At 37.3% G+C, this 12,770-nt stretch carries 11 protein-coding genes; 7 read left to right on the top strand and 4 right to left on the bottom strand.

The window, feature by feature from the left end; translation table 11 throughout:
• Positions 1 to 51: 51 nt before the first annotated feature.
• The 4 genes from NF867_RS18160 to NF867_RS18145 all read left to right on the top strand — a co-directional run bounded on the left by NF867_RS18160 (position 52) and on the right by NF867_RS18145 (position 5,244).
• On the top strand, positions 52 to 1,005 hold the full coding sequence (locus NF867_RS18160) for a hypothetical protein (protein ID WP_252589824.1): 954 nt from the start codon (positions 52 to 54) through the stop codon (positions 1,003 to 1,005).
• Between the two features lie 124 nt (positions 1,006 to 1,129).
• Complete coding sequence (locus NF867_RS18155; RefSeq protein WP_252589823.1) at positions 1,130 to 2,629, top strand: OmpP1/FadL family transporter; 1,500 nt, start codon at positions 1,130 to 1,132, stop codon at positions 2,627 to 2,629.
• 114 nt (positions 2,630 to 2,743) lie between these two features.
• Complete coding sequence (locus NF867_RS18150) at positions 2,744 to 4,657, top strand: menaquinone biosynthesis decarboxylase (protein ID WP_252589822.1); 1,914 nt, start codon at positions 2,744 to 2,746, stop codon at positions 4,655 to 4,657.
• Positions 4,658 to 4,722: 65 nt separating this feature from the next.
• The gene (locus NF867_RS18145; protein ID WP_252589821.1) at positions 4,723 to 5,244 is read left to right on the top strand and encodes an SRPBCC family protein; all 522 of its coding nucleotides are present in this window, start codon (positions 4,723 to 4,725) and stop codon (positions 5,242 to 5,244) included.
• A 67-nt stretch (positions 5,245 to 5,311) separates the two neighbouring features.
• Here the strand turns inward: NF867_RS18145 and NF867_RS18140 are convergent, their stop codons facing one another.
• A complete protein-coding gene (locus tag NF867_RS18140) occupies positions 5,312 to 6,415 on the bottom strand; it encodes a fatty acid desaturase family protein (protein WP_252589820.1) in 1,104 nt (367 codons plus the stop codon).
• An 80-nt stretch (positions 6,416 to 6,495) separates the two neighbouring features.
• On the bottom strand, positions 6,496 to 7,836 hold the full coding sequence (locus NF867_RS18135) for an NfeD family protein (protein WP_252589819.1): 1,341 nt from the start codon (positions 7,834 to 7,836) through the stop codon (positions 6,496 to 6,498).
• A gap of 46 nt (positions 7,837 to 7,882) precedes the next feature.
• On the opposite strand from NF867_RS18135, the gene NF867_RS18130 reads away from it, so the two are divergent.
• The 3 genes from NF867_RS18130 to NF867_RS18120 are packed head-to-tail and all read left to right on the top strand — an operon-like array spanning position 7,883 to position 10,240.
• Positions 7,883 to 8,659 carry a DUF4905 domain-containing protein gene (locus tag NF867_RS18130; RefSeq protein ID WP_252589818.1) on the top strand — a complete coding sequence of 259 codons (777 nt, stop codon included), beginning with the start codon at positions 7,883 to 7,885 and terminating at the stop codon, positions 8,657 to 8,659.
• Positions 8,660 to 8,684: 25 nt separating this feature from the next.
• Complete coding sequence (locus tag NF867_RS18125; protein WP_252589817.1) at positions 8,685 to 9,602, top strand: LysM peptidoglycan-binding domain-containing protein; 918 nt, start codon at positions 8,685 to 8,687, stop codon at positions 9,600 to 9,602.
• Between the two features lie 5 nt (positions 9,603 to 9,607).
• Complete coding sequence (locus NF867_RS18120) at positions 9,608 to 10,240, top strand: uridine kinase family protein (RefSeq protein WP_252589816.1); 633 nt, start codon at positions 9,608 to 9,610, stop codon at positions 10,238 to 10,240.
• A 66-nt stretch (positions 10,241 to 10,306) separates the two neighbouring features.
• Here the strand turns inward: NF867_RS18120 and NF867_RS18115 are convergent, their stop codons facing one another.
• Together NF867_RS18115 and NF867_RS18110 are read right to left on the bottom strand one after the other, a co-directional pair.
• On the bottom strand, positions 10,307 to 10,963 hold the full coding sequence (locus tag NF867_RS18115) for a CoA transferase subunit B (protein WP_252589815.1): 657 nt from the start codon (positions 10,961 to 10,963) through the stop codon (positions 10,307 to 10,309).
• 47 nt (positions 10,964 to 11,010) lie between these two features.
• Positions 11,011 to 11,709, bottom strand: a complete 699-nt coding sequence (locus NF867_RS18110; protein WP_252589814.1) for a CoA transferase subunit A — start codon at positions 11,707 to 11,709, stop codon at positions 11,011 to 11,013.
• Positions 11,710 to 12,770 lie beyond the last annotated feature (1,061 nt).

Raw genomic sequence — 12,770 nt, 5'->3', positions numbered from 1 at the left:
ATTTGTCATCTAAGTATTGAATGATTATTTTTAGAAACTAATAATTTAGCCATGAAACGGTTTCTCACCCTTGCAATTATGTCAACAATCATGATGAGCTCATGTTCATCATCAAAGATGGCTCAAAATACCCCTTCAAAAGAGTCGGTAGATAACGATCTTTATTTTACTGATGTAAAACTTTCAGAAAAACCAATCTATTCAAGTAATTCTCAAGCACAAAATAGTGTACCTACTGAAGAACAGGGGCCGCTTACCCGCTATTATGATCCTAACGATCCGGATTATTACTACGCTAACCGAATAAATAAGTTTTATTATCCTAGTGGAAACGATGCTTATTTCGATGACTATTACAATCCGTACAGCTACTACAGCCCTTATAATTCGTGGTCATTTGGTGTAGGAGCACAATGGGGTTCACCATACTATGGAAGTTCTTACTATATGAACCGACCATTTTATTATGGAATGCCATCTACTTATTTTTCAATGTCATTTGGCTGGGTTTATCCATCTTATGGTTATGGATACGGCTATTCTCCTTATTATTACAACAACTATTTAGGTTATTATTATAATCAGCCATGGTATTCGGGAGGTTATTATCCTGGTTACTATGTATATAACGTTTCACCTGCAAAAGTTTATAATAATTACGGCCCGAGAACAGCAACAGGAGGAAGTAACATAAATCGTCCGAGAGCTTATCGTGGAGGCACTGATGCCTTTATACCAAGTAGCCCTAGAGTAAATGAAGTTGGTTCAACCAGCACTCGTCCGGCGTGGCGTCCTGATAATTCTAATTCAGGTTCTAGCAACCAAGCACCACGAAGCGAAGCCAGACCACGTGAACGATCAAGTGATGGAGGTTCTACTACTCGTGAAAGCCGTCCTACCTATGTAGCACCTCGTTCAACCGAAGGTAGCAGAAGTTCAGGTGGTGAAAGCAGAAGTAGTGGAGGTAGTAGCAGCAGCAGTCCTCGCCCACGTGGAAGAAACTAGTTTATAATTACAACATACTGCATACTCATTCTACACTCTTGTAAATTGATTGTGCAGTATTTTTTTGCCCAATAAACAGAGGTGAGTAACAATACATTAAGACGAAATAACTTTTAAGACCAAGATGAAATTCAATAAATTAACTCTTCTGCTTCCGCTTTTAGCTTTTCCTACCCTACTTAAAGCTCAATATGCTGAAGATGGATTAAAATTCTCACAACAAACATTAGGAGGAACCGCTCGCTACTTATCCATTGGAGGAGCACAAACTTCTTTGGGCGGCGATTTAGGGTCCTTGAGTGGAAACCCGGCAGGTGTTGGAATGTTCCGCAAATGTGACATTGCCATGAGCCTTCAGTTTAATAGTAATGATGCTAATGCAAACTATCTGACTTCTTCGAAACAAACAGCTAATGCCAGTAGTTTTAAACTGTCGAACTTGAGTTTGGCCTTACCGGTATATGTTAACAGGAGTAAAGTAAACGAAGTAAGTAATGAGTGGGTTGGGGTAACATTAGGGATTGGTTATAACCGTACCAATGATTTTTATGCTGATTATAATTTCGGCGGTAGAAATGCAGGTAATTCCATTACTCAATCTTTTTCTCAAAGAGCAAGTAACATAGGCGTACCGAACGAAAACCTTCCGGATGACTTGGGTTTTGCCTATGATAATTATTTGATCGATGAAGACGCTGTTGACCCTAATACCGGAAAAATTTTATATGTACCAATTTCTACCGGAAATGTAGATCAACTGATTCAAAATAACTATAAAGGGGGGCAGTCGGAAACCAATATTGTTGTTAGCGCAAATTACGGAAACAAGCTTTATATTGGTGGAGCTCTTACTTTTTCAAATCAAAACTACGATGTTGAAAGTTTCTTCAAAGAAAATGGCATAAACAGCATTTTCCAGAGCCCTTCTACCAGTGTAGTAATGCTAAATCAGATACAAACACAATCCGTTAAAGGAAATGCTTTCTCGGGCAAAATTGGGGCAATTTATCGTCCTGTTGATCAGTTTAGAATTGGGGGTTCCATTAATTTCCCAACTTCATGGAATATGAAAGAAGATTATAGCTATGATCTGAATTCTACCACAAAAAACGGAACCTACTACGAGCCAACTTCTCCAAGTACCTCCTTTTTCGAATATAAGTTAACCACTCCTTTCAAATACAACCTGGGAGCATCTTATTTTATCGGTAAGCAAGCGTTTATTACTGCAGATGTTGAGTTTGTCGATTATTCAACCATGAAATTCAAATCATCTGATTTCGATACTGACCAAAATTTTAAATCGGATATCAAAGAATTTTACCGATCTACAGTTAACCTGCACATTGGCGGTGAGGTTAAGTTTGATCAGTTGAGTGTTCGTGCAGGATTTGCCCAAAACGGCAATCCATTTTCTGAAAGATCAGAGAACGATGGTAAACGCAATTACTATACAGGTGGTTTAGGTTACAGAGTCAACAACTTTTATATTGATGCAGTCTATGTTAATTCATCTTATAAAACCACTTATCGGCCTTATTTATTGGATGATTTCTCGGAGCCAGTGGTCAATATCAAACAAAGCAACAATTCGGTTGTTCTCACAGTTGGGACCCGATTCTAAAAAATAGTTTTTGAATGAAATGACAAAGGTTACGTTTTTTTGACGTAACCTTTGTTATTTTTGACCATACATTAAGGCGTATTCATCCCTGTACGCTCAATAATTATTTGAGAAATGGCTTATAAAAACCTTCAGCACTTCATCGAAACCCTTGAAAAAAATAATCAACTGGTTAGAATTAAAGAATATGTGAATCCGGAATTAGAGATCACTGAAATTACTGACCGCGTTTCTAAAGTGTACGGCCCCGCTTTGTTATTCGAAAATACAGGCTATGATTTTCCTCTATTGATTAATTCGATGGGAAATTATGAGCGGATGTGCATGGCATTGGGCGTTACCCACATGGATGAAATTACAGCTGAAATTGAAACCTTATTTAAAACCCTTACTGGTCCTAAAGAAGGCTTGCTGGATAAACTAAAGATGTTGCCAAAGCTTGGTCAAATTGCTTCTTGGATGCCTAAAGTTATTTCAGGTAAAGGTGAGTGTCAGGAAGTAGTAATGGCCAATCCAGATATTACCAAGTTTCCGGTGTTAAAATGCTGGCCTGAAGACGGAGGTCCTTTTATCACACTCCCAGTAATTCATACCAAAGATCCATTGACAGGGATCAGAAATGTAGGTATGTACCGTATGCAGATATTCGGTCCGCAGTTAACCGCATTACATTGGCATAAACATAAAGTATCGGCCCGCCATTTCAATGAATATAAAAAGCTGGGACAAAAAATGCCTGTGGCTGTTGCACTGGGTGGCGATCCTGTTTATACTTATGCAGCTACTGCCCCATTGCCAGATGGTATCGATGAGTACATGCTAGCCGGATTTTTACGTAAAAAGAAAGTGGAACTGGTTCAGTGCTTAACACAGGATGTACAAGTACCTGCAGATGCCGATATCATTATTGAAGGCTATGTAGACCCGGAGGAAGATTATATCTGGGAAGGTCCTTTTGGTGATCATACAGGTTATTATTCATTGGCCGATTGGTATCCTAAATTCCATATTACTGCTATTACGCACCGTAAAAATGCCGTTTACCCTGCAACTATTGTTGGGATTCCACCGCAAGAGGATGCATGGATCGGTAAAGCGACAGAGCGCATCTTTTTAGGTCCTATTAAAATGACCATGGTGCCTGAGATTGTCGATATGGTTTTACCAATGGAAGGCGTTTTCCATAACTTGGTAATTGTTAAAATCAAAAAAGATTACCCCGGACAGGCATTAAAAGTAATGAACTCGATGTGGGGAGCCGGACAAATGATGTTTACCAAAATGATCATTGTAGTTGATGGCGATGTAAACATTCATGATAATGTAGCCGTGGCAAAATACATCTCTGAAAATGTGGACCCTCAAAATGATATCATTTTTTCACAAGGGCCAATGGATGTGCTTGACCATTCTTGCTCTAAAATGGCTTTTGGAGGAAAAATGGGCATTGATGCAACCCGAAAATTGGAGGAAGAAGTTAGAAGTACAACCTTAGCAGGGCTAAGTAAAGTTGCTGATTTAACTATTCAAGTTTCCGAGATTCAAACTAAGTTCCCTGAAGTTAAAGCAGTAAATGATGTAATGCTTAAACTTGGTGTTTCATTGGTGTTCATTTCTGTTGAAAAAACTAGAAAAGGGCATATCGAGGAACTAAACAAACAATTGTTCGAATCGGGCTTATTAAAAAATGTGAAAGTGGCCATTTATTTAGAGCATACGATAGATATTTCTGACGTGGCTGATGCAGTTTGGCGTTTCTCAAATAATGTTGACCCTCGAAGAGATGGTTTCGTTATTAAAGCAGCTGATAATTCGCAAATATCACATATCGGTTTAGATGGAACACGTAAAACCAAAGAATTGGATGGCTTTGAACGTGATTGGCCAAATATTCTGGCTTCAACCACTGAAACCATTGAGCATATTGATAAAATTTGGGATAAGTTAGGCCTTGGTCAATTTATTTCTTCTCCATCGTTAAAATATCAGAAACAACTGTACAAAGGCGGTGCTGTGGTTGAAGAATAAAGCATAAATAATAACTGTAAGGTTCTTTTTATATCTTTATTAAAAAAACCCACTTATTTACAATTATGAAAGTTTTAAAAAATCTGCTGGTTGGACTCGTTTCCATCATTATTTTATTGGTTATTATCTCTTTCTTTTTAGCCTCGGAGTATACTGTTTCGAGAACAACCGTGATTAAAGCTCCCGTAGAAAAGGTATATAGCGAGTTTAATGACTTGAATCATTGGTTAACATGGAATTCTTTCGACGATGATTTTCCGGATATAAAATATACCACTACTGATCCTGGTAATGGTGTTGGAGCGAAGCAAAGCTGGGTTAGTGAAAAAATGAATGGTTCAATGACCATTACAGAAAGCGTTCCAAACAAGCATGTTAAAATATTACTTCAGTTTGAAGGTTTTGACGATCCATTGCAGGCTAATATTGATATGGAGCCTGTTGCCGAAGGAACTAAGGTAACATGGACAGATGAAGGCAAACTAGGTAAAAATCCGGTTTACAAATACATGGGATTAATGATGGACAAAATGATGGGGGGAAACATGGAAAAATCATTTGAAAATATTAAAAAACAATGCGAATAAGATAAAACAAAGAAGGCCCGAATAATCGGACCTTCTTTGTTATTACAATATTAACATTAGCAGAGGGCTACGCCTCATTCAAAATTGTACTGGCATCAACAGAACTATTTTTTTTGAGCAATTTCCAATGTGATAGCATCGCCTCCCCTAAGCTCATACTTCTGTAGCTTACTCCAAATTCTTCAGCTGTTTCTCTTACAATTTGGGTGATCATTGGATAATGAACATGTGATACAGTAGGAAAAAGGTGATGAGCAACATGCAGGTTAAATCCTCCCATCATCGCTGTTACTATCTTACTATTTGGTGCAAAATCGGCAGTTACCAATAATTGATGTTCCGACCAGGTATGTTCCATTTTCCCTTCATTGTCCGCTTGTGGAAAAACGGCATTTTCGCCAACATGTGATGAAATCAGCGCCATTAAAGCTAAAAAACTTGAAGTAATATGCATTGTTAAGAAAGCCCCCAAAACTATCCAGAAACTACACGGAAGAAGAATTGAAGGAAGTACCAGCATATAGAAAAAGTAAAACAACTTAGCTCCAATAAGTACTAAAACCTGAAAGAATGGATGACTCACATCTTTTTTAGGTCCCATTTCTTTATCAAAAATATCCCGAAAGTCGCGAACAAGCGTCCAGTTTAAGGTATACGAGAAGTACAATAAAGGCATATATAAATGCTGAAACTTATGAAATTTTATATACGGGCTATTATCTGCTATACGTACCAAATTCGATTGTTTGATATCAACATCATACCCAAACATATTCGGATAAATATGATGTGATTCTAAATGACGCATTCGCCATATATAATTATTAGTTCCAAAGACTTCCAGAAAATGGACCAATACCCTATTCGCCTTCTTATTCCTAAAAACAGCCTCATGTGCGGCATCATGCACAACATTTAAAAAAATGAGTACTACCAACACACCTAGTGTAACATATGAAAGGTAAATCCCCCAAATGCTGTGAACACGAAAAATCAAATTAAAATAAGTGCCGAAAAACAGCGTGATGAATAAAGTAATCTTAAAAAAATAAGAGGTATTAGCATAGCGACTTACGTTATTCTGTTCAAAATAACTATTAACTCGTTGCTTAAGTATTGGGTAGAAATCGTTTTTGCCTTCTTTTTTGAATTTTACTGAGGATGTATGCATGTTCAATCAAAGTTGATTTTAGAAACAAACACTTATAGTTTTAGCTTAAAAAATGAGAAAGGAAATATTGCAGATGATAATTAAGTGCTTTTCCTTACAAAAATAGAAATTGTTTCGTGTTTTATTACGACAACTTTTGTGCCTTTTATAATGAACTCTCCATCTGAAAGTGCATCATAACGGTCGTTTTCAATGAGTATTTTACCAGCCGGACGCAAATCTGTAAGTGCAATTCCGGTTTGTCCTGTTAAATTTATCTTTTGAATGGAGCTTATATACCCTTCTGAAGCTTTTTGCTCATCTTTTAAAATAGCATGTTGAAATAATCGGCTGTTAAACAAATTCTTACCGAATACTAATGCCAGTATTATCGAGCCGATTATTGAAACTATCACAATTATAAATGAGCTCATGAGTTTTCCTCCAGATAAACTAAAATCGAACCTATTATTGGCAACTAAACTGAAAGTCAGTCCGCAAATAATAAAGATGATTCCTAAAATTCCCGCAACTCCAAAACCGGGAATAACTAGAATTTCGGCAAGTAAAAGGAGAATTCCAACTACAAAAAGCAATATTTCCCAATTAGCAGCTAAACCTTGCAAATAAAGTGGTGCGAAAAACAATAACGCTGCCACCACCGCAACCCCTAACGCAAAACCAATTCCAGGAGCTTGCAACTCAAAATAGATACCTGCAATAATTAATAAGATCAACACGCCACTTATAGCAGGCTTGGTTAAAAAATCAATCACATGATCAACCCAAGTCTGTTGCTGTTTGATAATTTGATAGTCTGAAACATTTTCTTGCTTAAGTACTTCATAAATACTTTCGGCTTTGCCATCACAATATTTATGTTCAATAGCTTCAGAAGTTGTAAAAGTTAATACGGTTCCTTTCGTCTTAACTCCTTCAATTATAGTATTTGAATCAACAAAGGCTTCAGCAATTTTAGGGTCACGACCATTAGCTTCGGCTGTTGCCCGCATTAATGAACGCATATATGACTGGTATTTCTCGGGCATTATTTCACCAGATTGATTTACCACACTTGCTGCCCCAATACTTGCTGCATTACGCATGTAAATTTTATCACAAGCAATGGCTATTAATGCCCCCGCTGATGCAGCATTGTTATTGATGAAAACGACTGTTTTAATAGGTGATTCGAGGATTTTAGTTCTAATAGAATCGGCCATATCTAACATGCCGCCATAGGTATTCATATCGATAACTACAAGATTCGCATTTAACTTCTCGGCTTCTGCATAAGCTTGTTTGGTTTTACGCCAGGCAGCCGGCGCTATTTCCTCACCGATTCTAAACTGATAAACTTTTTGCTTACCCGGTGTTTGGGCTAATAAAGAGATACTAATTAAGAAAAAAAGGATGAGTAAAAAGTAAATACGAATTATCATAGTTTTGAAACGGTTCTCTTAACTTAGCTTTCTACTAAAAACAAAGATGACCTTACTTAAAGATAATTTAAATACTCATTTTTCTAAAGTATTTGATGGACTGATTTGGAAAATAGTAATAGACGAAAAAAACGACATTGCTGCTATTGAAATCAGAGAGCCTAAAACAAAAAGTGCCCAATTTTCCTGTATCGACTTAAAATCCGGTAACGTTTTATTTGACAATTTAAAGCTTCAAGAGCCATGGTTTTGTGGTATGGAGACTATTTCAGACGGAGTACTTTTGTTACACCTTTACGTAGCCGATACATCTCCCGAACACAGTGCTGTATTGGCCTATGATGCCCGCTCGGGTAAGCAATTATGGGAAAATTACAATCTTACTTTTTCTCAAACCCAGGCTAATTCATTCAAAGCTTTTCATACTCGTATTGAACCCCGAAAGTTTATTTCGGTGGATAAATTTACAGGAATCGAAATTGCAGCCGCTAAAACTACAAATGCGGAAACGGATTTCACTACAGCGATAAAAGTTCCACAGCCTGTTAGTCCTGACCAACTTCCTAGCACACTTAAATCAGGTGATTTTACGGATATAATTGAAGGTGCTGCGTATGCTGATAAAAAGATACTTTCGCTATACATCAATGAAAACCAATTAGTTACAAACAAGATATTTGTTTTCAACAATGAGAATGAACTGATTTTTGAAGATATACTTCGTTCTGATGTACAAAAACAAGGTTTTGACACGTTTTTTGTCTACAAAAACTACTTATTGTACATAAAAAATCGAACAGAATTTGTGTCTTATTTCTTATAATTGCGGCACGTTATTATTAACATTTATGAAGAGACTTGGAATATTATTGTTATCGCTTTTAGGCATTGTTGCTATCGCCAAAGCGTCAACTGTTGACTCACTGGGAGTTGGTGAATATAAAGGAAAGCCGGTAATTCTTCATCTCATCGAATCAAAGGAAAATTACTATTCTATAAGCCGCAAATATCATGTTAGTCCATCGGAATTGATGACTTTCAATGATAATGCGCCTATCAGAATTGGAGATACACTAAAGGTTTATAAGAAGAATTTAAGCCTTAAGAAAGGAACAAGCGCAGCCGTTGCCAGTACAGGTAAAGCCATTGAGCACACGGTGGTAACAGGGGAAACTATGTTTTCTATTTCCAGAAAATATAACGTTTCGGTAGAAGACATTTTAACCTGGAATAACCTAAAGGATAATAGCGCTAAAATTGGCCAAAAATTAAAAATAATACCTGGAACCAAAGCTTCTGCCGCAATTCCAGCAGCTACCCTTCCTGCTACAAAACCTGCTGAACAGGTTGTTAAAATTGAAAAACAGGAAGAAGTGAAAGTAGTTCCTAAGCCTGTTACAGTTAAAACTGAAACTACAGAAGATCCTAAAACTGACACTGCAGAATCTACTGCGGAGGCAACAACGGCAAACACACCAGTTAAAGTTTCAGGTCGTGAGGTTCATGAAAGTGGTATGGCCACCTGGATCAGCGATAACGATTTGAACCAGGCAAAAAGTGTTGCCCTGCATCGCTCCGCTCCTATTGGTACCATCATCAAAATCACTAATCCAATGAGCAATAAAAGCGTTTACGTAAAAGTGGTAGGTAATTTCCCTGAAAGTGCTGATACTAAAAACGTATTGATCGTGATTTCTAAATCAGCAGCTAATTTATTGGGTGTTCGTGATCAGAAATTCCGTATCGATTTATCTTATGCCTTATAATAGAAATGACCAGTAAACCTTTTGTAATTGGAGTAGCCGGGGGGAGTGGTTCTGGAAAAACCTATTTTTTGCGTTCGATTCTCAATTATTTTGATCCGCAAGATGTTTGTATAGTTTCTCAGGACGATTACTACATTCCGGTTGGTAATTTGAGTCCGGAGGAGAATAAGCTCTATAATTTTGATCTTCCAAGAACCATTGACAATGAAAAGTTTCAGGAAGATGTTTTTAAGTTGATCAGTGGGGAATCTGTTTTTAAAAAAGAATACACTTTTAATAATCCTAACGCAATTCCAAAAATGTTGGAATGTAAACCTGCTCCAATTATTGTAATTGAGGGTTTGTTTATCTTTCATTTCGAAGGCATTAACAACCTTTTAGATATGCGTATTTTTATTGATGCGCATGAAGAACTGGCACTAAAACGACGATTAAAGAGGGATCAGGAAGAACGTGGGTATTCGCACGAAGACATCATGTATAAATGGGAAAATCATGTTGTACCTGCTTATAATGAGTTTTTATTACCTCATAAAGAAAATGCTGACTTAGTTGTTGAAAACAATGAAGTGCAAGAATTGGACTTTATTGGCTTTAGGCGTGCAGTAGAGGAACGAAGAATTAAAAAGAACATGTAAACGTGTTCTCCATTTAATAAGAAATCCCGATAACATTAAGCTATCGGGATTTTTTATTCAGGTTGACTATAAAACCATTTCGGGAATATCTCCTTCAATAATCAGTTTTCCTGCTGTTGAGTTCTTAATTTGTTCAACACTTATTCCGGGAGCACGCTCCAGCAGTTTAAAACCGCCTTCAGGTAACACATCGAAAACGCCAAGCTCAGTCACTATTTTTTTAACGCAATTAGTACCAGTAAGTGGTAAGGTGCACGAAGGTAAGAGTTTGGATTCACCAGCCTTATTCACATGCTGCATGGCTACAATAATGTTCTTTGCAGAAGCAACCAGGTCCATAGCCCCTCCCATTCCTTTCACCATCTTTCCCGGGATTTTCCAATTTGCGATATCTCCATTCTCAGACACTTCCATGGCTCCAAGAATGGTTAAATCAACTTTACCTGCTCTGATCATTCCAAAGCTAAGAGCAGAGTCGAAAATTGAGCTTCCAGGCAAAGTAGTAATGGTTTGTTTACCCGCGTTAATTAGATCAGGGTCTTCTTCACCTTCAAAAGGAAAAGGTCCCATACCCAACAATCCGTTTTCTGACTGTAAGGTTACCGAAATACCTTCAGGGATATAATTGGCCACCAATGTGGGAATACCAATACCGAGGTTCACATAATAACCGTCTTTTAATTCTTTTGCTATACGTTTAGCTATACCGTTTTTATCTAACATGTCATTTAAAGTAAAAAGTACGAAGTAAAAAGTAGGAATTGAAAAGGTTATCCTTTGGCTCTTACTGTTCGTTGTTCTATACGTTTTTCATAGTCTTTCCCTTGGAAGATACGATGAACATAAATTCCAGGGGTATGAATCTGATCAGGATCTAACTCTCCCGGCTGAACGAGTTCTTCCACTTCAGCAATGGTGATTTTACCACCCATAGCCATTAGTGGATTAAAGTTCCTTGAGGTAGAACGGAAGATCAGATTACCATGCTTATCACCTTTCCAGGCTTTTACAATGGCAAAATCTGCATCAAAGGCATACTCCATCAAATAGTCTTTACCGTTAAAGTTGCGAACCTCTTTACCTATGGCCACTTCTGTACCTACACCAGCAGGAGTGAAAATAGCAGGCATACCATATCCAGCTGCCATACAACGCGTAGCCAATGTTCCTTGAGGAATTAACTCAACTTCCAACTCTCCACTTAATAATTGACGCTCAAACTCTGCATTCTCACCAACGTAGGAAGAAATCATTTTTTTTATCTGCTTTTGCTGAAGCAATAAACCCAAACCGAAATCATCAACACCCGCATTATTGGAGATACATGTAAGGTTTTTAACCTGTTTTTTAACCAAAGCTGCGATTGAATTTTCGGGAATACCACATAACCCAAAACCACCCACCATAAGGGTAGCACCATCGGTTATGTCTTTTACTGCCTCATCAGCATTAGCAACCACTTTGTTCATAAGAAATTATTGAATTGTTTATTGATTTATTAGGTTAAGCAATTAAACCACAATGGTTTAATTACATCTAAATTGGCGTCCTAAAATACCATTTATGTATCATTTATCAGCACTAATCTTGCTTTTAAGTTTTAACAGTGGGTAATAATTTTTCCTTTAAGTTTATTTAAAATTTGTCTAAATATTATTTGTATTCAATCTAAATATTGCTTTATATTTGCCCAGCTTTTTAGATAAGATGCAAGAGATAAAGGTTTTAGATACAGAAATTTTTTCATGCTCAGCTATTCCAACTGATCCTGAATTAGCAAAAGGTTTAAATATTTATTTAGGCGGATGTTGTGCTTTTAAAAAATGCTGCAAAAAATATAAACGTGGCAAGGCCTGTAAAAGCTGTCCAAAACGATAGATTCATTTTAATATACTCCAGAGGGCCCAAAAGATAATTCTTTTGGGCTCTTCTATTATTCAGCTTTCTTAATTCAACTGGACTAACCATCTTATTCGGTTCTGATGGTAGGCCTCATAGCTCTCGATAGATCGGGTTAGACTAACCAAGGGCTAGATACTTTCATATCCTTATTCATTCAATATTCACGTAAGGAACCTTGGCCAATTCAGGCCAGTGCGGTATGACTGAAGGCGAATTGGATCCCGGTTGAACCGGGATCGTGAATATTCGGTCTCGCCGACCGTGGAGGAGAAGATTGCCGAAGGAGTAAATAAGGACATATTTTCATTGGAATCAGATCATGCAAATTAGATCGCTCGAGCTTTATTTGGGTTGCTAATGGGTATTAAACGCTAGCCAGTATTTCGCACGCGTTGCAGAGGCTGTGTAAAAATAAGTTTTACCTATAGTTTATAAGTATGTATTTTGAGGAAAATACAGAAGATTAATGCATTATCTCAACGGGCAAGACCGCCATCAAGTTATATTATTCACAAGTTTGGACGAATGGGTTGATAAACAGCACTATATCCGTTTATTTGACTTGTTGGCAGACCAATTTGTAGAAGATTGTGCAGCAAGTTTTTCTAATAAGGGACAGTATTCAATA

It is taken from the genome of Solitalea agri, assembly GCF_023914155.1.
Lineage (GTDB): Bacteria > Bacteroidota > Bacteroidia > Sphingobacteriales > Sphingobacteriaceae > Solitalea > Solitalea agri.
Note: the sequence above shows the minus strand (reverse complement) of the source record. Positions and strands in the feature narration are given on the sequence as shown.

What these genes read in the sequence shown, in the direction of transcription:
- NF867_RS18160 (WP_252589824.1), top strand. Translation starts at nt 52, where the DNA reads ATGAAACGGTTTCTCACCCTTGCAATTATGTCAACAATCATGATGAGC.
- NF867_RS18155 (WP_252589823.1), top strand. Translation starts at nt 1,130, where the DNA reads ATGAAATTCAATAAATTAACTCTTCTGCTTCCGCTTTTAGCTTTTCCT.
- NF867_RS18150 (WP_252589822.1), top strand. Translation starts at nt 2,744, where the DNA reads ATGGCTTATAAAAACCTTCAGCACTTCATCGAAACCCTTGAAAAAAAT.
- NF867_RS18145 (WP_252589821.1), top strand. Translation starts at nt 4,723, where the DNA reads ATGAAAGTTTTAAAAAATCTGCTGGTTGGACTCGTTTCCATCATTATT.
- NF867_RS18140 (WP_252589820.1), bottom strand. Translation starts at nt 6,415, where the DNA reads ATGCATACATCCTCAGTAAAATTCAAAAAAGAAGGCAAAAACGATTTC.
- NF867_RS18135 (WP_252589819.1), bottom strand. Translation starts at nt 7,836, where the DNA reads ATGATAATTCGTATTTACTTTTTACTCATCCTTTTTTTCTTAATTAGT.
- NF867_RS18130 (WP_252589818.1), top strand. Translation starts at nt 7,883, where the DNA reads ATGACCTTACTTAAAGATAATTTAAATACTCATTTTTCTAAAGTATTT.
- NF867_RS18125 (WP_252589817.1), top strand. Translation starts at nt 8,685, where the DNA reads ATGAAGAGACTTGGAATATTATTGTTATCGCTTTTAGGCATTGTTGCT.
- NF867_RS18120 (WP_252589816.1), top strand. Translation starts at nt 9,608, where the DNA reads ATGACCAGTAAACCTTTTGTAATTGGAGTAGCCGGGGGGAGTGGTTCT.
- NF867_RS18115 (WP_252589815.1), bottom strand. Translation starts at nt 10,963, where the DNA reads ATGTTAGATAAAAACGGTATAGCTAAACGTATAGCAAAAGAATTAAAA.
- NF867_RS18110 (WP_252589814.1), bottom strand. Translation starts at nt 11,709, where the DNA reads ATGAACAAAGTGGTTGCTAATGCTGATGAGGCAGTAAAAGACATAACC.